Below are 21,510 nucleotides of genomic sequence, written 5' to 3' on the forward strand. Positions count from 1 at the left end.
AAGTGACGAGACTCGTATCACATTTTTGTGGGGCGTCAAATAAAATCCACTACGTTACATCTGTTTCTGATAAGTAAACTTAAGTAAAAGGCTGGTTTGTCAGCCGAACGCCTTTTAGAATCAAGCGATTCGCATTCTCTACCGTTCCCGTTTAAGGAATTCACATGCTCAAATCTACCCTGGCTGCCGTGACGGCTGTTTTTGCACTCTCTACAATTTCCCCTGCAGTTCTGGCGGCAAAAGCAGATCCGCACGTTTTACTGACAACGTCTGCCGGTAATATTGAGCTGGAACTGAATAGCCAAAAAGCGCCTGTTTCTGTCGAAAACTTTGTGAACTATGTGAACAGTGGGTTCTATAACAACACCACCTTCCACCGCGTGATCCCGGGCTTTATGATTCAGGGCGGCGGCTTCACCGAGCAGATGCAGCAGAAGCAGCCAAATCCACCGATCAAAAACGAAGCTGACAACGGTCTGCGTAATACTCGCGGTACCATTTCGATGGCGCGTACTGCGGATAAAGACAGCGCAACCAGCCAGTTCTTTATCAACGTGGCAGACAACGCGTTCCTGGACCACGGCCAGCGTGATTTTGGCTATGCGGTCTTTGGTAAAGTTGTGAAAGGCATGGATGTGGCCGATAAGATTTCTCAGGTGGCTTCTCATGACGTGGGTCCATACCAGAATGTGCCAACAAAACCGGTAGTTATCCTGTCTGCGAAAGTCCTGCCGTAATCTCTTCTCTCGCGGGCTAACCTGCCCGCGTCATTCTGACCTTTCTGCGTAACCCGAAATTGCTGCTTATACTTGTGGCACAAGGGGAACCGTCAGGGAGGTCCAGATGAAAAAGCTCACCGATAAGCAAAAAATTCGCCTGTGGGAAAAGCGACGAGCTCGCTCGTTTGCGAGCAGCGGTCGGCTGGATGTACCTGAGCCTCACGCACAGGATGCGCTTTTCGCCCAGCGTGTGGAAACCCTCGAACTCGGTCCGCTGCATCGTGGTTTGCCGTGGCTGTGCGCCATTCACCAGCAGATTTTCCAGGATGCCTGGGATTGGGCAGGGGAATTGCGCGAAGTCGATATCTCCCGTGGTGAGACCCGTTTCTGCCATTTCGAGTACATCGAAAATGAAGGCAACGACCTGATGCAGGAACTGGAAGACGAACACTACCTCGTTGGGCTGCCCAAAGAGGCATTTATTCAGCGGCTGGCACACTACTACTGTGAGATTAATGTGCTGCACCCGTTCTTTGTCGGCAGCGGCCGTGCACAGCGTGTGTTCTTCGAACAATTGGCTATTCACGCCGGATATGTGCTGGACTGGGGCGTTGTTGACCCGGAAAGCTGGAGTCAGGCAAATCAGAACGGGGCGTTGGGTGATTTGCAGCCGTTGACTGACCTGTTCACTAAAGTGGTAAGCGAAGCGCAGGAAACTGAGTAGAATAGCGCGGTTTGCTGTCACCGGAGCCGCTATGATCCTGCTTATCGATAACTATGATTCGTTTACCTGGAACCTCTACCAGTATTTTTGCGAGCTGGGCGCCGAGGTGGTTGTCAGGCGCAATGATGAGATCAGTCTCGATGAGATAGCGCAACTGGCACCCGCAAAAATCGTCATTTCGCCCGGCCCTTGTACGCCAGATGAATCCGGGATTTCGCTCGACGTGATCCGCCATTACGCTGGCAAACTGCCTATTCTGGGTGTTTGCCTCGGTCACCAGGCGATTGGCCAGGTATTCGGCGCGACCATTGTTCGGGCTGCCAAAGTGATGCACGGCAAAACCTCTCCGATAACGCATAACGGCACCGGTGTCTTCAGCGGGTTGAATAATCCCCTCGCGGTGACTCGTTACCATTCTCTGGTGATTGACCCGCCGACACTCCCTGCCTGTTTTGAGATAACCGCAAGCAGTGAAACCGGCGAGATCATGGGCATTCGCCACCACGAATGGGATCTCGAAGGCGTGCAATTCCACCCTGAAAGCATTCTCAGCGAGCAAGGACATCAGCTGCTGGATAACTTCCTTAAGCGGTAAATGCACTTGCCATGATGTGATTTTTTATGCATATTTCGTGATTATATTTTCATAATCATGCTGCGTAAGAGGTTTTGACATGGCGAGTGAACAAACGGCAATTACCCGAGCAACTTTTGACGAAGTGATCCTGCCCATTTATGCCCCGGCAGAGTTTATCCCGGTGAAAGGGAAAGGGAGCCGTATCTGGGATCAACAGGGCAAAGAGTATGTTGATTTTGCCGGTGGGATTGCCGTTACTGCGCTGGGCCACTGTCACCCCAGACTCGTCGAAACCCTGAAAAGCCAGGGCGAAACGTTGTGGCACACCAGCAACGTTTTCACTAACGAACCTGCGCTGCGTCTGGGGCGTAAGCTGGTGGCATCGACATTTGCTGAGCGTGTGGCGTTTATGAACTCCGGCACTGAAGCGAACGAAACCGCTTTTAAACTCGCTCGCCACTATGCCTGCGTGCGCCACAGCCCGTTCAAAACCAAAATCATCGCTTTCCATAACGCCTTCCATGGCCGCTCCCTGTTTACCGTGTCCGTTGGCGGGCAGCCGAAGTACTCTGACGGCTTTGGGCCAAAACCTGCGGATATCATTCATGTTCCGTTCAATGACCTGCATGCAGTGAAAGCGGTAATGGACGATCATACTTGCGCTGTTGTCGTTGAACCTATTCAGGGTGAAGGTGGTGTGACGGCGGCGACGCCTGAATTTCTGAAAGGCCTGCGTGAACTGTGCGACGAGCACAAGGCGTTGCTGGTGTTCGACGAAGTGCAGTGTGGCATGGGGCGTACCGGTTCGCTATTCGCGTATATGCACTACGGCGTGACGCCGGATATTTTGACCAGCGCTAAAGCCCTGGGCGGCGGTTTTCCTGTCAGCGCTATGTTAACCACGGAAGAGATTGCCAGCGCTTTCCACGTGGGATCACACGGGTCAACTTACGGCGGCAACCCATTAGCCTGTGCGGTAGCGGGGACAGCTTTCGACATTATCAACACCCCGGAAGTGCTGGAAGGTGTGAAGGCGAAGCGTGAACAGTTCGTGAAGCACTTGCAGCAGATTGACGCTGAACTGGATGTTTTCAGCGATATTCGCGGCATGGGCTTGCTGATTGGTGCCGAGCTTAAGCCTCAGTTCAAAGGGCGTGCGCGTGATTTCCTGCATGCAGCAGCTCATGAAGGTGTGATGGTGCTGAATGCCGGGACTGACGTGATGCGTTTCGCGCCGTCACTGGTGGTTGAGAGCGCTGATATCGATGAAGGGATGAAGCGTTTTGCTGCAGCGGTCAGAAAGATTGTTGGCTGACGTTTCGCCCGGCGGCACTGCGTTTGCCCGTCTGTAGGCCTGTGCAAGCGAAGCGCCGCCAGGCAGAGTTTCTACGTCCGCCGTTTCAACCAAATCCCGTGATGTGGACGTTGACGCCAGGCCACCGACGAAATGGTGTGCATGGTATTCAAATGGCCAAGTATCCGCTGTAAATGCTGTTCCATGGTGCTTAACGGGCCGTGGGATAGCGTATCCAGTGACTCCATAATATTGGCGTCTCCACTTCCACCTGCCTCGTCATACTCCAGACGCTGCTGACACCGTTGCAGCGCAATCTCACAAGATTCCAGATACTGTTGGGCCAGCGACTCCGTCAGCATGTTGTGCTCGCGGGCAAGCGTGGTCATGGCGTTAATATGCTCGACAATAAACTGGCTGTGAGTCACCCACAGCTTCATGTCGGCAAGATAGCGCGAGTTGAAGCCGGGTTCCTGCATCGCCTGATTAAGCGAGTTGAACAATGCGTTATGAGCCTGATTCACACGCATGCGCTGATAGGCAAGGGTTGGCGCTTGCGGGTCGTTGCTGAGAATAAGACGTAAGGCATCCTGATCGGCTTCCAGCGCTTGCTGGGCATTTTTGCGCAGCAGGCCGCTTTGCCACTGCGGCCACAGCCAGACCATGCCACCAAAGGCAATCAGGCAGCCGATAAGCGTGTCTATCAGCCGGGCAACAATAAATTGATCCCCGTTGAGCGTCAGCAACTGGATGGTGTATACCGCCGTCACCGTAAAGCCCACTGTCGCCCAGCCGTAACTTTTACGGATGATGAGGTAGCTTATGAGGGTAATCACCAGCATCGCCGCCAGTGCATAGCCCTCTGGGGCATGAAAGTGCAGGGTGATGCCCGCGATGACCAATCCAGCCAGCGTGCCTGCCGCCCGGTGAAAAATCCTTACTCGCGTCGCGCCATACCCGTTTTGTGTGACCAGCAGGACAGTCATCAGGATCCAGTAAGGTTTGGGCAGGTGCAATGCAGACCCCATCAGGCTGGCGATGCTCAGCATTACGCTGATTCGCGCAGCATTACGCAGTGCCGGGGACTTCAGTGAAAGATAACTTTTGAGTGCTGCAAAGACCGGCAAGCGGCGTTCGTTATCCGCCATTAAATCACGCGGATAGAGCGGGCGCTGGAGGCGCAGCACTCTGGCTATGCGGCTGAAATGCCAGGCGCAGAACTGGCCCACAGGATTATCGGGATGCTGACGGGCGATTTTCTCCAGCGCGCCAACCTGCTTGTCCATTGAGAAACGCTGGGGAAAACGGTGGTAGAGAATATCGTCGGCCATCACGCGCAGGCGCGTGGCGATGGTTTGGGCATTCCAGCGGATGACAGCTTCAGCATGGCTTCGCTCAACCAGCTTTTGGACTTCTGCCGGTTGGTGCAGGCTGACGGAGATGTGCTCCTGCAAATCAAGGCCCATCTGGAAGGAGCGCAGCAGGCGTTTGTAATCATGGTTCTTATTGGCCGCGAGCATGTGAAGCTGTTGGTAGCACTGGGTAATCAGGTCGACGGCTTTTTGCTGGCGCGCCAGCAGTGGCGGCAATGCTTTCTCTGGGTCGGTGTGCTGGGTCAGCAGGCTGTACTTGGCTTCGCAGTAATCCGCCAGTTGGCGATACAGCAAGCTCAGCGATTCGCGCAATGGCTGTTCACGCCACATCCAGAACCAGAACCAGTTAAACAGGCCATACCAAAGTGTGCCGAGGGCATAAATCAGCAATGGCTCCCAGACTGGCATGTTGCCCGCAAGGCTCAGGGTAAAAATCGCGGCGATGAGAGACGCGGGCAGTAAACGGGCATGCAGAGAGCTTATCTCGGCCGTTACGCCAAGCGTCATCGCGAGAACGGTCAGGATCAGTGGTAAGGGGAGGCTCTGCGCCAGCAGTAACTGAACCGCGAGACTGCAGCCCGCGAACAACGAGCCACCAATAATCAGGCGTTTGAAAAAGCGTTTGTGCGGCGTATCGAGACCGGCAATGTTGCAGCAGGCGGGAACTAACGAAAACAGCAAACCGTACTTGAGATACCCCAACATCAGGCCGATAGCCACGGGCGTACAGAGCACCAGGGTTTGCCGCAGTGCGTAGTTAATTTCCGGGTGATAAATTAGCCTGCGCCACATAGCGGTAGAGACAAAAATGGCGTATTGCGCGAACAATACGCCATTTATCGAGCTTAGCGGGTGCCGTAAACGACGATGGTCTTACCGTGGGCGGAGATCAGGTTCTGATCTTCCAGCATTTTCAGAATACGGCCAACGGTTTCACGGGAACAACCCACGATCTGACCGATTTCCTGACGGGTAATTTTAATCTGCATACCGTCCGGGTGGGTCATGGCGTCGGGTTGTTTCGCCAGGTTCAGCAGCGTCTGTGCGATACGGCCCGTTACGTCGAGGAACGCAAGGTTGCCAACCTTCTCAGAAGTGACCTGCAGGCGGCGAGCCATCTGCGAAGAGAGGCGCATCAGAATATCTGGGTTGACCTGAATCAACTGACGGAATTTTTTGTAGGAAATTTCGGCCACTTCACAAGCGGTTTTCGCCCGAACCCAGGCACTACGCTCCTGGCCTTCTTCGAAGAGACCAAGCTCACCAATGAAATCGCCCTGGTTGAGGTAAGAGAGGATCATCTCTTTCCCTTCTTCGTCCTTGATGAGTACAGCAACTGAGCCTTTCACGATGTAGTACAGCGTTTCTGCTTTTTCACCCTGGTGAATCAGCGTGCTCTTCGATGGGTACTTATGAATGTGGCAATGAGACAAGAACCATTCAAGGGTAGGGTCTGTTTGCGGTTTGCCAAGCACCATGCGCGGTTATCCTCTGTTATAAGCTGTCTCCAGTGGCAGACACGACACTGCCGCTGGCTTTGCAATCGTATCCTTCCCTGTGCCTGGGAAGTCGGCTGTCGAATTATGCAGCAGCCTGTAATGTGGTGTCCTCTGCGTGCACGCAGCACTTCACTGCATGACTGTAGCATCCCGACTGTTTTAGCATAGCTTTTGCTGCGTGTCTCCTGGTGTCTCGCTTCAGCATGACGCACATCTCCTTCCGTTGCGAGTTTTGTTATGTGCGCGTAATCTGAGAGGAAATTTGCAACTTCGGAGTTAAAAATTATGCAAGCACGTGTGAAATGGGTTGAGGGTTTAACCTTCCTGGGCGAGTCTGCTTCTGGCCACCAAATTTTGATGGACGGTAACTCTGGAGACAAAGCACCGAGCCCGATGGAAATGGTGCTGATGGCGGCGGGGGGATGCAGCGCAATCGACGTGGTGTCAATTTTGCAGAAAGGGCGTCATGACGTGAAAGATTGCGAAGTGAAGCTGACCTCTGAGCGTCGTGAAGAAGCGCCACGTATGTTTACGCACATTAATCTGCACTTCATCGTAACGGGTAAAGATCTGAAAGAAGCGGCGGTCTCTCGTGCGGTGGATTTGTCGGCAGAAAAATACTGCTCTGTGGCGCTGATGCTGGAGAAAGCCGCGAAGATCACCCACTCGTTTGAGGTGGTTGAGGCTTAAAACCAGATGCCCGGTGGCGCGATGCTTACCGGGCCTACGCCGTTTGGTAGGCCGGTGCAAGCGTAGCGCCGCCCGGCAAATTTGTGCGGCCTGATGCCCTCTCCCCAACTCTCTCCCACGGGGCGAGGGAGCAAACACTAAAAACCTTCTGGTAAGAGAAGATTTTGCAGTTTACCTCCTTCCATCCATTAACCGCTCAACCAGCGGTGTCATGATCAACTCCATAGCCAGCCCCATTTTCCCTCCTGGCACAACCAGCGTGTTCATGTGTGAAATGAACGAGCCTTGCAGCATCGCCAGCAGCCAGGGGAAATCGATGTCGCCCAGATTCTGGAAATGGATAACCACAAAGCTTTCATCCAGCGACGGAATACCTTTAGCGGCGAACGGGTTAGAAGTATCGACCGTGGGCACGCGCTGGAAGTTGATATGTGTGCGCGAGAACTGCGGCGTGATGAAATTGATGTAATCCTCCATGGAACGCACCACGGAATCCATCACCGCTTCACGAGAATGCCCGCGCTCGCTGGTGTCTCGCGTCAGTTTCTGAATCCATTCCAGGTTCACAATCGGGACTACGCCAACCAGCAAATCAACATGCTTTGCCACATCATGCTGAGGCGTCACCACGCCACCGTGTAATCCTTCGTAGAACAGCACGTCGGTGGGTTCCGGCAGTGGCTGCCAGGGCGTGAATGTTCCGGGTACCTGATTCCACGGCACGGCTTCATCATAGGTATGCAGATATTTGCGCGACTGTCCGCTGCCACTCTGGCCGTAGGTGATAAACGTCTGTTCAAGCAAACCGAAGTCATTGGCATCCGGGCCGAAATAACTGATATGACGGCCCATATCGCGCGCTTTACGGATTGCCATGTCCATTTCAGGGCGGGTGTAGCGATGAAAACTGTCCCCTTCGACTTCGGCGGCGTTTAAATTGAGCTGAGCAAAGATTTTACGAAAGGCGAGGCTGGTGGTGGTGGTCCCCGCGCCGCTGGAGCCGGTCACGGCAATCACCGGGTATTTGGCAGACATAACGACTCCCTGGGTAAGCAGTGGTAATGAGTATAGTCAGCCGCGAAATTGAGTGCGGGTCATTAAGTTGACGGTCTCGTGCAGTTCGGACCACACCAGAACAACTTCCCCGCTTTGCAATTGCTGTTTGACGTCGGCGACTTTATCTTCGAGCGAACGTTCATGTTCACCATAATCGGTGCCTTCGCGCAACACAAAGCTTTCAATCAGGTTTTCCAGCGTTTCGGGAGCCAGGTCCTGCCAGGGAATGATCATGCGATAGCTCCAAGAAAACGGGTCAGCCAGTCTGGAATGCGTTTTTCCAGCCACATTTCGGGATGACGCAGTGTGCCGCCGACAAAGCCAACATGCCCGCCGTATTCGGTGAGCTGATACTGGATATTCTTCGGCAGTTCTTCCTGTGCGGGAATGGAGTGGTGATCCATAAAGGGATCGTCTTTGGCGTGAATAATCAGCGTCGGTTTGGTTATCTGACTCAACACAGGCATGGCGCTGCACTGGCGGTAATAGTCGATAGCATCGGCGAAGCCGTGAATTTTCGAGGTGATCAGATCGTCAAACTCGCGAATACGGCGAACGCTTTTCAAACGCTTAAGATCGACCGGCAGCGTGCCAGGATAAGCCTTCAGCTTGCGTGAGGCATTGGCTTTCAGCAGATTCAGCAGGTAGCGCTGATAAACGCGGGAAAAGCCTTTGTCCATGTGATAGCTGCAAGCTTCGAGCATAAAGGGCGCAGAAACGATCACGGCGGCATCCAGCGGCGTCGCGTCGCCTTCTTTAGCTAACAGACAGCCAAGCATGTTGCCCCCCAGCGAGTAGCCGACCGCTGCCGTAGGCACTTCGCCAAATTCACGTTTCAGCCAGGAGAGGAACCAGGTGCCATCTTCGGTTTCACCGGAATGGTAAATACGATCGTTGCGGTTAGGTTCCCCGCTGCAACCGCGAAAATGCATCACCACACCAAGCCAGCCACGCTGCTGTGCTGCATGAATCAGGCCATGAGCGTAAGGGCTGTAAAGGCTGCCTTCAAGGCCGTGAAAGACGACCAGGCGCGGTTTGTGACGCGCCTGATTAGGATCTTCACTCCAGGCCAGATCGACAAAATCCCCATCCGGAAGTTCCAGGCGTTGCCAGTGCGGCGTGAACAGCACTTTGCGACGGATCAGGCGCGGCAGCATGGTCTGCAGGTGGCAGTTGCGCACGCCTTTCATCGGCACGAAAGTGTCGTTCTCTTCAGGTGGGACTTCAAATTCTACAGGGGTGATCTGGGCCATACTGTTACGCTGTTGTGATGAAAATCCTGTCTACTATACCGCCACCTCAGTTTCATGCTTATGAAATCGAGGCGCGGTAGGCTTTTGTTGAACTTATTTAGTCTTCCTGGAGCATTTTTTCCAGTTGTTCCTGAGCATCAAGCCAGGCCATTTCGCACTCTTCCAGCCCTGATTTTGCGCTGGCCTGTTGTTGCAGGCACTCCGTCAGTTCTGTTTTACGAGCCTGATCATACAGTTCGCTGTCACCCAGTTTTTCTTCAGCGGCGGCGAGTTTCGCATTGAGTTTTTCCATCTCTTTTTCCAGACGGGCTATCTCTTTGCGCAGCGGCTGGGTCAGCGTGCGTAACTCTGCTTCGCGACGTTTCTGGTCTTTTCGCGCCTGGGCGCTGTTGGCGTTGTCTTTTGGTGCTTCGTCAGGCTGGCTTTCCTGTTTCTGAACGTCCGTCAGCCACTGTTGATAATCTTCCAGATCGCCATCGAAAGGTTCCACTTTCGCATCGTGAACCAGATAGAGGTCATCGGTAGTAGAACGTAACAGGTGGCGGTCGTGCGACACCACAACCAGCGCGCCTTCAAACTCAATCAGCGCTTCGGTCAGGGCTTGACGCATGTCGAGATCCAGGTGGTTGGTCGGTTCATCGAGCAGCAACAGGTTAGGGCGCTGCCAGACGATTAGCGCCAGCACCAGACGCGCTTTTTCGCCTCCGGAGAAACGACGTGTCTCTTCGCTCACTTTATCGCCCTGGAAACCAAAACCGCCGAGGTAATCGCGCAGTTGCTGTTCCAGCACTTGCGGTGCCAGCCTGACCAGATGTTGAAGCGGTGACTCATCGGCGCGTAAAAATTCGAGCTGATGCTGGGCGAAGTAACCGAGCTTGATGCCTTTCGCCAGACCGATTTCACCGCTTTGCGGGGCCAGTTCACCGGCCAACAGTTTGATCAGCGTTGATTTGCCTGCACCGTTTCGACCGAGCAAACCAATACGCGAACCCGGGACCAGGTTGAGTTTGATGGAGTCGAGAATGGTACGGTCGCCGTAACCGGCACTGACTTTTTCCATCTTCAGCAGCGGATTGGGCAGGCTCTCTGGCTCGCGGAAGCTAAAGTGGAACGGGTTATCGACATGCGCCGGAGCAATCAGCTCCATGCGTTCCAGCATTTTCACGCGGCTCTGGGCCTGCTTGGCTTTCGACGCTTTCGCTTTAAAGCGGTCAATAAAGCTCTGCAAATGCGCCACTTTCTGCTGCTGGCTTTCATACATCGACTGCTGTTGAGACAGGCGTGTCGCGCGCTGGATCTCAAAAGAAGAGTAGTTGCCGGTGTACTCGAACATCGACTGCTGTTCGATATGAATAATTTTGCCCACCACCGGATCAAGGAAATCGCGGTCATGGGAAATCAGGATCAGCGTGCCCTGATAGCTCTTCAGCCACTTCTCCAGCCAGATAACGGCGTCAAGATCGAGGTGGTTAGTCGGTTCATCGAGCAGCAGCAGGTCGGAACGGCAAATCAGCGCCTGCGCAAGGTTGAGGCGCATACGCCAGCCACCGGAGAAATCACTGGTAGGTCGCTCTAACTGTTCATTGCTGAAACCCAGACCATGCAGCAGGCTGGACGCGCGTGAACGAATGGTCCACGCATCGATAGCATCCAGCTTGCCATGAACGGTGGCGATGGCATGACCGTCGTTGCGCTCATTCGCAGCGTTCAGTTCCGCTTCAAGCTGGCGGTATTCGCGGTCGCCATCGATAACATAGTCGAGCGCAGGCTGCGGCAGGGCAGGGGTTTCCTGATTCACCCACGCCAGTTGCCAGTTGCCCGGATAAGTGAAACTCCCGCCATCGGCGCTAATCTCGTTCTTTAATAGCGACAGCAGCGTGGATTTGCCGCAGCCGTTCTTTCCCACCAGACCGACTTTTTGCCCAGGGTTAATAGTGGCTGTGGCGTTGTCCAACAGGACACGCACGCCGCGACGAATTTGTAGCGAGGAGAAAACAATCATAAGGCGCCGTATGTTCTGACTATGTTAAATTGTCATTATGATAATGTAGTGTGGTGACGCATCGCGACACCGGGCGGCAATGGTAGCCCAAAACAACAACGCCAGACAAAAGTATTCAGGCGCAGGCATGAAATGAGGCCTGCCCATTGGCCGGGAGGGGAATGATGTCAGAGACAGCAAAAGTGTTGCTGCTGTATGCCCATCCGGAATCTCAGGACTCGGTGGCGAACCGGGTTTTGCTTAAGCCGGCACAACAGCTTGAAAACGTGACCGTACACGACCTGTACGCACACTATCCAGATTTCTTTATCGACATTCCGCGTGAGCAAAAATTGTTGCAGGAGCACGATATGATTGTGTTCCAGCATCCACTTTATACCTACAGCTGTCCGGCACTGCTAAAAGAGTGGCTTGACCGTGTGCTGAGCCGTGGCTTTGCCAGCGGCCCGGGTGGAAACCAACTGGCGGGAAAGTACTGGCGAAGCGTCATCACCACCGGTGAGCCGGAGAGTGCTTATCGTCACGACTCCCTGAATCGCTACTCGATGAGTGATATTTTGCGGCCTTTTGAACTGACGTCCGCGATGTGTCGCATGCACTGGATGAATCCGATCATTGTTTATTGGGCTCGCCGCCAGCCTCCTGAAGAACTGGCCAGTCACGCCAGAGCTTATGGCGAATGGCTGGCAAACCCCATTGCTCCAGGAGGTCGCTGATGGAAGGATCGGATTTACTGTTGGCGGGCGTGCTGTTTCTCTTCGCGGCCGTTGCAGCAGTACCTTTGGCATCGCGTTTGGGCATTGGTCCGGTGCTCGGGTATCTGCTGGCTGGCATTGCGATTGGCCCGTGGGGCTTAGGGTTTATCAGCGATGTGGATGAAATTCTGCACTTCTCCGAATTAGGCGTGGTGTTCCTGATGTTTATCATCGGGCTGGAGCTGAATCCGTCGAAGCTTTGGAAGCTGCGGCGTTCCATCTTTGGTGTGGGGGCAGCGCAGGTGCTGCTTAGCGCGGCAATCCTGACCGGTTTGTTGATGTTGACCAATTTCTCGTGGCAGGCGGCGGTGATCGGCGGTATTGGTCTGGCGATGTCATCCACGGCGATGGCACTACAACTGATGCGCGAAAAAGGGATGAACCGCAATGAGGCCGGGCAGCTTGGCTTCTCGGTGTTGCTGTTTCAGGATTTAGCCGTGATCCCTGCGCTGGCGCTGGTACCGCTGCTTGCGGGGTCGGGCGATGAGCATCCTGACTGGATCAAAATCGGCCTGAAAGTGTTGGCGTTTGCTGGAGTGCTGATTGGCGGGCGCTATTTGCTGCGGCCTGTTTTTCGCTTTATTGCAGGTTCCGGCGTGCGCGAAGTGTTTACAGCGGCCACGCTGTTGCTGGTTCTGGGATCTGCGTTATTTATGGATGCGCTGGGCTTGTCGATGGCGCTCGGGACGTTTATCGCGGGTGTACTGCTGGCCGAAAGTGAATACCGGCATGAGCTCGAAATCGCCATTGAGCCTTTTAAAGGTTTGCTGCTCGGGTTGTTCTTTATTTCCGTTGGCATGGCGCTCAACCTGGGCGTCCTTTATACCCATTTGCTGTGGGTTATTGGCAGCGTGATTATCCTGGTAGCGGTGAAATCGCTGGTGCTGTATGGCATTGCCCGGGTTTATGGTTTGCGAAGTTCTGAGCGCATGCAGTTTGCTGGCGTGTTGAGTCAGGGCGGGGAGTTTGCGTTCGTGCTGTTTTCAACGGCTTCTTCGCAACGGTTGTTCCATCACGATCAAATGGCGCTGCTGCTGGTGACCGTCACGCTGTCGATGATGACCACGCCGCTGGTGATGAAAGTTGTCGATAAGCTGCTGTCTCGCCGTTTCAATGGCCCGGAAGAAGAAGATGAAGCGCCGTGGGTCGAAGACGATAAACCGCAGGTTATTGTGGTTGGCTTCGGGCGCTTTGGCCAGGTTATCGGGCGTTTGCTGATGGCCAATAAAATGCGGATAACCGTGCTTGAACGCGATATCAGTGCGGTGAACCTGATGCGTAAATATGGCTATAAGGTTTACTACGGCGACGCGACGCAAATTGAGCTGCTGCGGTCCGCCGGTGCAGAAGAAGCGCAATCTATAGTCATCACCTGTAATGCGCCGGAAGACACCATGAAGCTGGTGGAAATCTGCCAACAGCATTTCCCTCATCTGCATATTCTTGCCCGTGCTCGCGGGCGTGTGGAAGCTCACGAACTGCTGCAGGCAGGTGTGAAACAATTCTCGCGTGAGACGTTTTCCAGTGCGCTGGAGTTGGGGCGTAAAGCGCTTATCACGCTGGGGATGCATCCGCATCAGGCACAGCGCGCGCAGCTTCATTTCCGTCGTCTGGATATGCGCATGTTGCGTGAGCTGATGCCAGTGCACACGGATACGCAGCAAATTTCTCGCGTGCGGGAAGCCCGACGCGAGCTGGAAGAGATTTTCCAGCGTGAAATGCAACAAGAACGGCGCCAGTTGGACGGCTGGGACGAATTTGAATAGAAGGTGAACAATGGCAATCCGTAAACGTTTTATCGCCGGGGCAAAATGCCCGGCATGCCAGGCGCAGGATTCAATGGCGATGTGGCGTGAGAATAATGTTGATATTGTTGAGTGTGTTAAGTGTGGGCATCAGATGCGCGAGGCGGACAAACAAGCCCGCGAGCACGTTCGCAAAGATGAGCAAGTGATTGGCATTTTTCATCCCGAGTAGCGATCTCCGCTGTCTTTTTTTAAGCTAAGGGGTACACGGGTGCAGAATTCCGCTACAATCTGCGCCACTATTCTTCCCATGCTCAGGAGATATCATGAAAGTAGCAAAAGACCTGGTGGTCAGCCTGGCCTATCAGGTACGTACAGAAGACGGTGTGTTGGTTGATGAGTCTCCGGTAAGCGCGCCGCTCGACTACCTGCATGGTCACGGTTCCCTGATCTCTGGCCTTGAAAAAGCGCTGGAAGGTCACGAAGTAGGCGACAAGTTTGACGTTGAAGTGGGCGCGAACGACGCTTACGGTCAGTATGATGAAAACCTGGTTCAGCGCGTACCGAAAGACGTCTTCATGGGCGTTGACGAGCTGCAGGTCGGCATGCGTTTCCTGGCTGAAACTGACCAGGGTCCAGTACCGGTAGAAATCACCGAAGTAGAAGATGACCACGTCGTTGTTGATGGCAACCACATGCTGGCTGGCCAGAACCTGAAATTCCACGTTGAAGTTGTCGCGATGCGTGAAGCCACCGAAGAAGAACTGGCCCACGGCCACGTTCACGGTGCACACGACCATCATCACGATCACGACCACGACGGTTGCTGCGGCGGCCACGGCCATGACCATGGTCATGACCACGGTGGTAAAGGTGGTTGCGGTAACGGCGGCTGCGGTTGCCACTAATGCGTTCTCCCTTTGGGCTCGCGCATTAAAGGAAAAAAGCGGGGAAACCCGCTTTTTTTACGCCTCAATAATGAGGGGGTGGCGTCTCTTCTGCCTGTGAGGCAATGTGGGAAGGCTGGCTGGCTTTCAGTTTTTCGACCATCAGACGCATATTGTCTCGCATCTTTGCCATTTCAATTTCGTGCGCGGTGACTGTCCGGTTGAGATCTTCAATGGTGATCTCCTGAAAGGCCAGACGGCTTTCCAGCTCTTCCAGGCGCGCTTCGAGTGTTGTCTCGCTCATGAATCACCTCTTTAATCAATTCGCGCGGATTTTACGGGACTTTTCCCTGATGTGCAGCCAATAACCCGAATGACGAAACTTATTTACACAAAAAGAGTCTGAAAAGATCCGAGATTACAGAGTGTTCATATGTAGATTTCTTCTGTGACGCTTTATAGTAGACAACTCATTTACGTAAACCCCGGGGTGAGAAAGATGCCCCGTCCCTGGAGAGATGGATGAAATCACTGTTTAAAGTAACGCTTCTGGCGACAACGATGGCCGTTGCCCTGAATGCTCCGCTGACCTTCGCTGCCGATGCTGCTGCCGCGAAAGCTGCTCCGGCGGCTGATGCTGCAAAAGCGGCACCTGCTGGCCTGAACGCGGCATTCAAAAACGACGACCAGCAATCTGCATATGCACTGGGTGCATCGCTGGGCCGTTACATGGAAAACTCCCTGAAAGAGCAGGAAAAGCTGGGCATCAAACTGGATAAGGCACAGCTGATCGCCGGCGTTCAGGACGCATTTGCGGATAAGAGCAAACTCTCTGATCAGGAAATCGAACAGACCCTGCAGGCATTCGAAACCCGCGTGAAAACCTCTGCTCAGCAGAAAATGGAAAAAGACGCGACGGATAACGAAGCGAAAGGCAAAGCCTTCCGTGACACCTTCGCCAAAGAGAAAGGCGTGAAAACCTCTTCGACTGGCCTGCTGTACAAAGTAGAGAAAGAAGGTACCGGCGATGCGCCGAAAGACAGCGACACCGTGGTCGTGAACTACAAAGGTACGCTGATTGACGGTAAAGAGTTCGATAACTCTTACACCCGTGGCGAGCCACTGTCCTTCCGTCTGGACGGCGTGATCCCAGGCTGGACTGAAGGCCTGAAAAACGTCAAGAAAGGCGGCAAAATCAAGCTGGTCATTCCACCAGATCTGGCTTACGGCAAAACGGGCGTTCCGGGTATCCCTGCTAACTCCACTCTGGTGTTCGACGTAGAGCTGCTGGATATCAAACCAGCACCGAAAGCGGACGCCGCTGCACCTGCTGCAGACGACAAAGCTGCTGCAGATTCCAGCAAGAAATAAGTGTGATGAAAACCGCCGTCCGTAAGGGCGGCGGTTTTTTATTGGGCGCGATAAACGTTGTGTTGTCGCCCACGCACAGGCAACTTGATGTATGACGAGTATAATAAACACTGGAAAGTGCCTGAGGCGCGTATTACTTTAGATGCCTTATTTTTGATGATGATAATGAGCCTGCCCTGACAACCTAACGACAGGCTCCTGAAAAGGAGTGCTTTTTTTCATGTCCAGGTCGCTTTTAACCAACGAAACCAGTGAACTTGATTTGCTGGATCAACGTCCTTTTGACCAGACCGATTTCGACATTCTGAAATCTTACGAAGCGGTAGTGGACGGGTTAGCGATGCTCATTGGCTCCCATTGCGAAATCGTGCTGCACTCCCTGCAGGATCTCAAATGTTCCGCCATTCGTATTGCCAACGGTGAACACACAGGTCGTCAAATCGGCTCGCCGATAACCGACCTGGCGTTGCGTATGCTCCATGATATGACCGGGGCGGACAGCAGCGTATCCAAATGCTATTTCACTCGCGCCAAAAGCGGCGTGCTAATGAAGTCTGTGACGATTGCTATCCGCAACCGTGACCAGCGCGTGATTGGGCTGCTGTGCATCAACATGAACCTTGATGTGCCGTTCTCGCAAATCATGAGCACCTTTATTCCGCCTGAAACGCCTGAAGTGAACTCTCAGGTGAACTTTGCATCTTCTGTCGAAGACCTGGTGACCCAGACGCTGGAATTCACCATCGAAGAGGTCAACGCCGATCGTAACGTTTCCAACAACGCCAAAAATCGTCAGATCGTCCTTAACCTTTATGAAAAAGGGATCTTCGATATCAAAGACGCAATCAACCAGGTGGCCGATCGCCTCAACATCTCTAAACACACCGTTTACCTCTATATTCGCCAGTTTAAGAGCGGCGATTTCCAGGGGCAGGATAAGTAATGCGTTTTGCCCTGATGGTTACGGGGCCTGCGTATGGCACCCAACAGGCCAGCAGTGCCCTGCAATTTGCGCAGGCGGTGCTGGCTGAAGGGCATGAGCTCTCCAGTATCTTCTTCTACCGCGAAGGTGTGTATAACGCCAACCAGTTGAGCGCGCCCGCCAGTGATGAATTTGATCTGGTCCGTGCGTGGCAGACACTGCATGAGCAGCAAGGTGTAGCGCTTCACATTTGTGTCGCTGCGGCATTGCGCCGTGGCGTGACGGATGAAACCGAAGCCAAACAGCTTGGGTTAGCGGGGGCCAACCTACAACCCGGTTTCAACTTGAGTGGATTAGGCGCTCTGGCTGAAGCCTCGTTAACCTGCGACAGAATGGTGCAGTTCTGATGAAACGTGTGGCTTTTGTTTTTTCGACCGCTCCGCACGGAAGTGCTTCCGGCAGGGAAGGGCTTGATGCGCTGCTCGCAACTTCAGCATTGACGGAAGACATTGGCGCGTTTTTTATCGGTGACGGGGTTTTCCAGCTTCTCAGCGATCAAAAACCTGCGACTATTCTGGCCCGAGATTATCTGCCTGCTTTTAAATTGATGGCGCTGTATGACATCGAAGAGAGTTGGGTATGCGGTGCTTCGTTGCGCGAGCGCGGGTTGAGTTCACCTTCCTTTATTATCGAACCTGAGATTCTGGAGCCAAAAGCGTTGCGCCAGAAACTTGAGGGATACGATGTGATTTTACGTTTCTGAGGTGACGATGCTGCACACGCTAAGCCACTCTCCCTGGCAGCATGATATTAGTGCCTTTCTTAGACTCACGGCCGAAGGGGATGATTTACTGCTGCTCTCCGATGGCGTGATTGCGGCGCTGGAAGGCAGCCGCTTCCTTGATCTTCTTAATGAAGCCCCCATAACCCTGTATGCGCTGCAGGAAGACATTGAAGCTCGTGGCCTTGGCGGTCAAATTTCGAGCAGTGTCGTCAGGGTTAGCTATACTGACTTCGTCAGACTAGCGGTCAAACACGACGGGCAATTTGCCTGGTAGTGCAGAGATCGTTGTATATTTCTTGACACCTTTTCGGCGTGGCCCTAAAATTTCGCGTCCTCATATTATATGAGGCGATTTATTACGTGTTTACGAAGCAAAAGCTAAAACCAGGAGCTATTTAATGGCAACAGTTAATCAGCTGGTTCGCAAACCACGCTCACGCAAAGTTGCAAAAAGCAACGTGCCTGCGCTGGAAGCCTGCCCGCAGAAACGTGGCGTATGTACTCGTGTATATACCACCACTCCTAAGAAACCTAACTCCGCACTGCGTAAAGTTTGCCGTGTGCGTCTGACTAACGGTTTCGAAGTCACCTCCTACATCGGCGGTGAAGGTCACAACCTGCAGGAGCACTCCGTGATCCTGATCCGTGGCGGTCGTGTAAAAGACCTTCCGGGTGTTCGTTACCACACCGTTCGTGGTGCGCTTGACTGCTCCGGCGTTAAAGACCGTAAGCAAGCTCGCTCCAAGTATGGCGTGAAGCGTCCTAAGGCTTAATGGATTCCGTTAAGTAAGGCCAAACGTTTTAAATTAATGTCAATCTAAACTCTTTGAGTTTTGGACAATCCTGAATTAACAACGGAGTATTCCCATGCCACGTCGTCGCGTCATTGGTCAGCGTAAAATTCTGCCGGATCCTAAGTTCGGATCAGAGCTGCTGGCTAAATTTGTAAATATCCTGATGGTAGATGGTAAAAAATCTACTGCTGAAGCAATCGTATACAGCGCGCTGGAGACCCTGGCTCAGCGTTCTGGTAAAAATGAACTGGAAGCATTCGAAGTCGCTCTGGACAACGTTCGTCCGACTGTCGAAGTTAAGTCCCGCCGTGTAGGTGGTTCTACTTATCAGGTTCCAGTTGAAGTTCGTCCGGTTCGTCGTAATGCCCTGGCAATGCGTTGGATCGTTGAAGCTGCTCGTAAACGCGGTGATAAATCTATGGCCCTGCGTCTGGCGAACGAACTCACTGACGCTGCAGACAACAAAGGTACTGCAGTTAAGAAACGTGAAGACGTTCACCGTATGGCAGAAGCCAACAAGGCGTTCGCTCACTACCGTTGGTAATCCCTTCGGTGTGTTAGTCCCCAGGCGAGCGCTTCAGGTAAGTTGCTCGCTCTGGGTCACTTAAACTGAACGTCTAAAGAAACAAACGAGGAATCAAATGGCTCGTACAACACCCATCGCACGCTATCGTAACATCGGTATCAGTGCGCACATCGACGCCGGTAAAACCACGACTACCGAACGTATTCTGTTCTACACCGGTGTAAACCACAAAATCGGTGAAGTTCATGACGGCGCCGCAACCATGGACTGGATGGAGCAGGAGCAGGAGCGTGGTATTACCATTACCTCCGCAGCAACTACTGCATTCTGGTCTGGTATGGCGAAGCAGTATGAACCGCATCGCGTAAACATCATCGACACCCCGGGCCACGTTGACTTCACCATCGAAGTTGAACGTTCCATGCGTGTTCTTGACGGTGCGGTAATGGTTTACTGCGCAGTTGGTGGTGTTCAGCCACAGTCTGAAACCGTATGGCGTCAGGCTAACAAATATAAAGTTCCACGCATCGCGTTCGTTAACAAAATGGACCGTATGGGTGCTAACTTCCTGAAAGTTGTTGGTCAGATCAAATCCCGTCTGGGCGCGAACCCTGTTCCGCTGCAGCTGGCGATTGGTGCTGAAGAAGGTTTCACCGGTGTTATCGACCTGGTGAAAATGAAAGCCATCAACTGGAACGATGCGGATCAGGGCGTAACCTTCGAATACGAAGATATCCCAGCTGATATGCAGGACCTGGCTGACGAATGGCACCAGAACCTGATCGAATCCGCTGCGGAAGCGTCTGAAGAGCTGATGGAAAAATACCTGGGCGGCGAAGAGCTGACCGAGGAAGAAATCAAGCTTGCTCTGCGTCAGCGCGTTCTGAACAACGAAATCATCCTGGTAACCTGTGGTTCTGCATTTAAGAACAAAGGTGTTCAGGCGATGCTGGATGCGGTAATCGATTACCTGCCAGCACCAACTGACGTACCTGCTATCAACGGTATGCTGGATGATGGTAAAGATACCCCGTCCGAGCGTCACGCTAGCGATGAAGAGCCGTTTGCAGCTCTGGCATTCAAAATTGCTACCGACCCGTTCGTAGGTAACCTGACCTTCTTCCGCGTTTACTCTGGTGTGGTTAACTCCGGTGATACCGTATATAACCCAGTGAAAGCGGCTCGTGAGCGTTTTGGTCGTATCGTTCAGATGCACGCCAACAAACGTGAAGAGATCAAAGAAGTTCGCGCGGGCGACATTGCAGCAGCAATCGGCCTGAAAGACGTGACCACAGGTGACACCATCTGTGATCCGGACAACGTGATCATTCTTGAGCGTATGGAATTCCCAGAGCCGGTAATCTCCATCGCCGTAGAACCGAAAACCAAAGCTGACCAGGAAAAAATGGGTCTGGCTCTGGGTCGTCTGGCGAAAGAAGATCCATCATTCCGCGTATGGACTGATGAAGAATCTAACCAGACCATTATCGCCGGTATGGGTGAACTGCACCTCGACATCATCGTTGACCGTATGAAGCGTGAATTCAACGTTGAAGCGAACGTCGGTAAACCTCAGGTTGCTTACCGCGAAGCGATTCGTGCGAAAGTTACCGATATCGAAGGTAAACACGCCAAGCAGTCTGGTGGTCGTGGTCAGTACGGTCATGTTGTTATTGACATGTACCCACTGGAGCCGGGCTCAAATCCGAAAGGTTACGAGTTCATCAACGACATCAAAGGTGGTGTAATTCCTGGCGAATACATCCCTGCCGTTGATAAAGGCATCCAGGAGCAGCTGAAAGCTGGTCCTCTGGCGGGTTACCCGGTTGTTGATCTCGGTGTGCGTCTGCACTTCGGTTCATACCATGACGTTGACTCCTCCGAACTGGCGTTTAAACTGGCTGCTTCTATCGCCTTTAAAGATGGCTTTAAGAAAGCAAAACCAGTTCTGCTTGAGCCTATCATGAAGGTTGAAGTTGAGACTCCGGAAGAGAACACCGGTGACGTTATCGGTGACCTTAGCCGTCGTCGTGGTCAGCTGAAAGGTCAGGAATCCAACGCTACTGGCGTTCAGATTCACGCTGAAGTTCCGCTGTCTGAAATGTTCGGGTATGCAACTCAGCTGCGTTCTCTGACTAAAGGTCGTGCTTCTTACTCCATGGAGTTCCTGAAGTATGACGACGCGCCGAACAACGTTGCTCAGGCCGTTATCGAAGCTCGTGGCAAATAAGCCGCAAGGTTAAAACTAATGTCCCGTGCTCTCTCCTTGAGGGGAGAGCACTATAGTAAGGAATATAGCCGTGTCTAAAGAAAAATTTGAACGTACAAAACCGCACGTTAACGTTGGTACTATCGGCCACGTTGACCACGGTAAAACTACCCTGACTGCTGCAATCACTACCGTACTGGCTAAAACCTACGGCGGTGCTGCTCGTGCTTTCGACCAGATCGATAACGCACCAGAAGAAAAAGCTCGTGGTATCACCATCAACACTTCCCACGTTGAATATGACACCCCGACTCGCCACTACGCACACGT

General features: G+C 53.1%; 25 protein-coding genes. 18 read left to right on the forward strand and 7 right to left on the reverse strand.

Annotated elements, in window-relative coordinates; all coding sequences use genetic code 11:
* Positions 1-164: 164 nt before the first annotated feature.
* From ppiA to ACI2I2_RS21400, 4 genes are all read left to right on the forward strand, one after another.
* Complete coding sequence (gene ppiA, locus ACI2I2_RS21385; protein ID WP_330985020.1) at positions 165-737, forward strand: peptidylprolyl isomerase A; 573 nt, start codon at positions 165-167, stop codon at positions 735-737.
* A 106-nt stretch (positions 738-843) separates the two neighbouring features.
* Entirely contained in the window at positions 844-1,443 is a 600-nt protein-coding gene (locus tag ACI2I2_RS21390) for a putative adenosine monophosphate-protein transferase Fic (RefSeq protein WP_404659807.1), read from the forward strand.
* Positions 1,444-1,474: 31 nt separating this feature from the next.
* Entirely contained in the window at positions 1,475-2,038 is a 564-nt protein-coding gene (gene pabA, locus ACI2I2_RS21395; RefSeq protein ID WP_404659808.1) for an aminodeoxychorismate synthase component 2, read from the forward strand.
* A gap of 79 nt (positions 2,039-2,117) precedes the next feature.
* Complete coding sequence (locus tag ACI2I2_RS21400) at positions 2,118-3,335, forward strand: aspartate aminotransferase family protein (protein ID WP_404659809.1); 1,218 nt, start codon at positions 2,118-2,120, stop codon at positions 3,333-3,335.
* Between the two features lie 71 nt (positions 3,336-3,406).
* Here the strand turns inward: ACI2I2_RS21400 and ACI2I2_RS21405 are convergent, their stop codons facing one another.
* Positions 3,407-5,479: a YccS/YhfK family putative transporter gene (locus ACI2I2_RS21405; RefSeq protein WP_404659821.1), complete on the reverse strand. Its 2,073-nt coding sequence runs from the start codon at positions 5,477-5,479 to the stop codon at positions 3,407-3,409.
* Positions 5,480-5,532: 53 nt separating this feature from the next.
* Complete coding sequence (gene crp / locus ACI2I2_RS21410; RefSeq protein WP_000242758.1) at positions 5,533-6,165, reverse strand: cAMP-activated global transcriptional regulator CRP; 633 nt, start codon at positions 6,163-6,165, stop codon at positions 5,533-5,535.
* A 306-nt stretch (positions 6,166-6,471) separates the two neighbouring features.
* Between crp and ACI2I2_RS21415 the strand changes: the two genes are divergently transcribed.
* Entirely contained in the window at positions 6,472-6,876 is a 405-nt protein-coding gene (locus ACI2I2_RS21415) for an OsmC family protein (protein ID WP_330985025.1), read from the forward strand.
* A gap of 171 nt (positions 6,877-7,047) precedes the next feature.
* Here ACI2I2_RS21415 and ACI2I2_RS21420 read toward each other — a convergent pair whose 3' ends face one another.
* The 4 genes from ACI2I2_RS21420 to ACI2I2_RS21435 all read right to left on the reverse strand — a co-directional run bounded on the left by ACI2I2_RS21420 (position 7,048) and on the right by ACI2I2_RS21435 (position 11,187).
* Positions 7,048-7,911, reverse strand: coding sequence for a phosphoribulokinase (locus ACI2I2_RS21420; protein ID WP_404659810.1), 864 nt, complete (start codon positions 7,909-7,911; stop codon positions 7,048-7,050).
* A gap of 36 nt (positions 7,912-7,947) precedes the next feature.
* Positions 7,948-8,166, reverse strand: coding sequence for a YheU family protein (locus ACI2I2_RS21425; protein ID WP_330985027.1), 219 nt, complete (start codon positions 8,164-8,166; stop codon positions 7,948-7,950).
* Complete coding sequence (locus tag ACI2I2_RS21430) at positions 8,163-9,185, reverse strand: hydrolase (RefSeq protein ID WP_404659811.1); 1,023 nt, start codon at positions 9,183-9,185, stop codon at positions 8,163-8,165. The genes ACI2I2_RS21425 and ACI2I2_RS21430 overlap by 4 nt, the downstream gene beginning before the upstream one ends.
* 97 nt (positions 9,186-9,282) lie before the next feature.
* Positions 9,283-11,187, reverse strand: coding sequence for an ABC transporter ATP-binding protein (locus ACI2I2_RS21435; RefSeq protein ID WP_404659812.1), 1,905 nt, complete (start codon positions 11,185-11,187; stop codon positions 9,283-9,285).
* Between the two features lie 164 nt (positions 11,188-11,351).
* Here ACI2I2_RS21435 and kefG point away from each other — a divergent pair, with 164 nt between their 5' ends.
* The 4 genes from kefG (at position 11,352) to slyD (ending at position 14,595) form a co-directional block, all read left to right on the forward strand.
* On the forward strand, positions 11,352-11,903 hold the full coding sequence (kefG, locus tag ACI2I2_RS21440) for a glutathione-regulated potassium-efflux system ancillary protein KefG (protein ID WP_404659822.1): 552 nt from the start codon (positions 11,352-11,354) through the stop codon (positions 11,901-11,903).
* The gene (gene kefB / locus ACI2I2_RS21445; protein WP_404659813.1) at positions 11,903-13,708 is read left to right on the forward strand and encodes a glutathione-regulated potassium-efflux system protein KefB; all 1,806 of its coding nucleotides are present in this window, start codon (positions 11,903-11,905) and stop codon (positions 13,706-13,708) included. The genes kefG and kefB overlap by 1 nt, the downstream gene beginning before the upstream one ends.
* A gap of 10 nt (positions 13,709-13,718) precedes the next feature.
* Complete coding sequence (locus tag ACI2I2_RS21450) at positions 13,719-13,919, forward strand: putative zinc ribbon protein YheV (protein ID WP_404659814.1); 201 nt, start codon at positions 13,719-13,721, stop codon at positions 13,917-13,919.
* 94 nt (positions 13,920-14,013) lie between these two features.
* Positions 14,014-14,595: a peptidylprolyl isomerase gene (gene slyD, locus ACI2I2_RS21455; RefSeq protein WP_404659815.1), complete on the forward strand. Its 582-nt coding sequence runs from the start codon at positions 14,014-14,016 to the stop codon at positions 14,593-14,595.
* Positions 14,596-14,659: 64 nt separating this feature from the next.
* Here the strand turns inward: slyD and ACI2I2_RS21460 are convergent, their stop codons facing one another.
* A complete protein-coding gene (locus ACI2I2_RS21460) occupies positions 14,660-14,878 on the reverse strand; it encodes a protein SlyX (RefSeq protein WP_330985034.1) in 219 nt (72 codons plus the stop codon).
* Positions 14,879-15,096: 218 nt separating this feature from the next.
* On the opposite strand from ACI2I2_RS21460, the gene fkpA reads away from it, so the two are divergent.
* From fkpA to ACI2I2_RS21505, 9 genes are all read left to right on the forward strand, one after another.
* Complete coding sequence (gene fkpA / locus ACI2I2_RS21465; RefSeq protein WP_404659816.1) at positions 15,097-15,945, forward strand: FKBP-type peptidyl-prolyl cis-trans isomerase; 849 nt, start codon at positions 15,097-15,099, stop codon at positions 15,943-15,945.
* A gap of 220 nt (positions 15,946-16,165) precedes the next feature.
* Positions 16,166-16,888 (forward strand): transcriptional regulator, encoded by a 723-nt coding sequence (locus ACI2I2_RS21470; RefSeq protein WP_404659817.1) that lies wholly within the window; start codon positions 16,166-16,168, stop codon positions 16,886-16,888.
* The gene (gene tusD / locus ACI2I2_RS21475; protein ID WP_330985037.1) at positions 16,888-17,274 is read left to right on the forward strand and encodes a sulfurtransferase complex subunit TusD; all 387 of its coding nucleotides are present in this window, start codon (positions 16,888-16,890) and stop codon (positions 17,272-17,274) included. The genes ACI2I2_RS21470 and tusD overlap by 1 nt, the downstream gene beginning before the upstream one ends.
* The gene (tusC, locus tag ACI2I2_RS21480) at positions 17,274-17,630 is read left to right on the forward strand and encodes a sulfurtransferase complex subunit TusC (RefSeq protein WP_404659818.1); all 357 of its coding nucleotides are present in this window, start codon (positions 17,274-17,276) and stop codon (positions 17,628-17,630) included. The genes tusD and tusC overlap by 1 nt, the downstream gene beginning before the upstream one ends.
* Before the next feature lie 7 nt (positions 17,631-17,637).
* Positions 17,638-17,925 (forward strand): sulfurtransferase complex subunit TusB, encoded by a 288-nt coding sequence (tusB, locus tag ACI2I2_RS21485; RefSeq protein WP_404659819.1) that lies wholly within the window; start codon positions 17,638-17,640, stop codon positions 17,923-17,925.
* Between the two features lie 124 nt (positions 17,926-18,049).
* Complete coding sequence (gene rpsL, locus ACI2I2_RS21490; protein WP_002436309.1) at positions 18,050-18,424, forward strand: 30S ribosomal protein S12; 375 nt, start codon at positions 18,050-18,052, stop codon at positions 18,422-18,424.
* Positions 18,425-18,518: 94 nt separating this feature from the next.
* Positions 18,519-18,989, forward strand: coding sequence for a 30S ribosomal protein S7 (rpsG, locus tag ACI2I2_RS21495; RefSeq protein ID WP_008807044.1), 471 nt, complete (start codon positions 18,519-18,521; stop codon positions 18,987-18,989).
* Positions 18,990-19,086: 97 nt separating this feature from the next.
* Positions 19,087-21,201, forward strand: a complete 2,115-nt coding sequence (gene fusA / locus ACI2I2_RS21500) for an elongation factor G (protein WP_404659820.1) — start codon at positions 19,087-19,089, stop codon at positions 21,199-21,201.
* Positions 21,202-21,271: 70 nt separating this feature from the next.
* The coding region (locus ACI2I2_RS21505; RefSeq protein WP_000031669.1) for a GTP-binding protein at positions 21,272-21,510 on the forward strand (239 nt) is incomplete at its 3' end.

This window comes from Scandinavium sp. NPDC088450, from assembly GCF_044900545.1.
In the GTDB taxonomy this organism is placed as follows: Bacteria; Pseudomonadota; Gammaproteobacteria; order Enterobacterales; family Enterobacteriaceae; genus Scandinavium.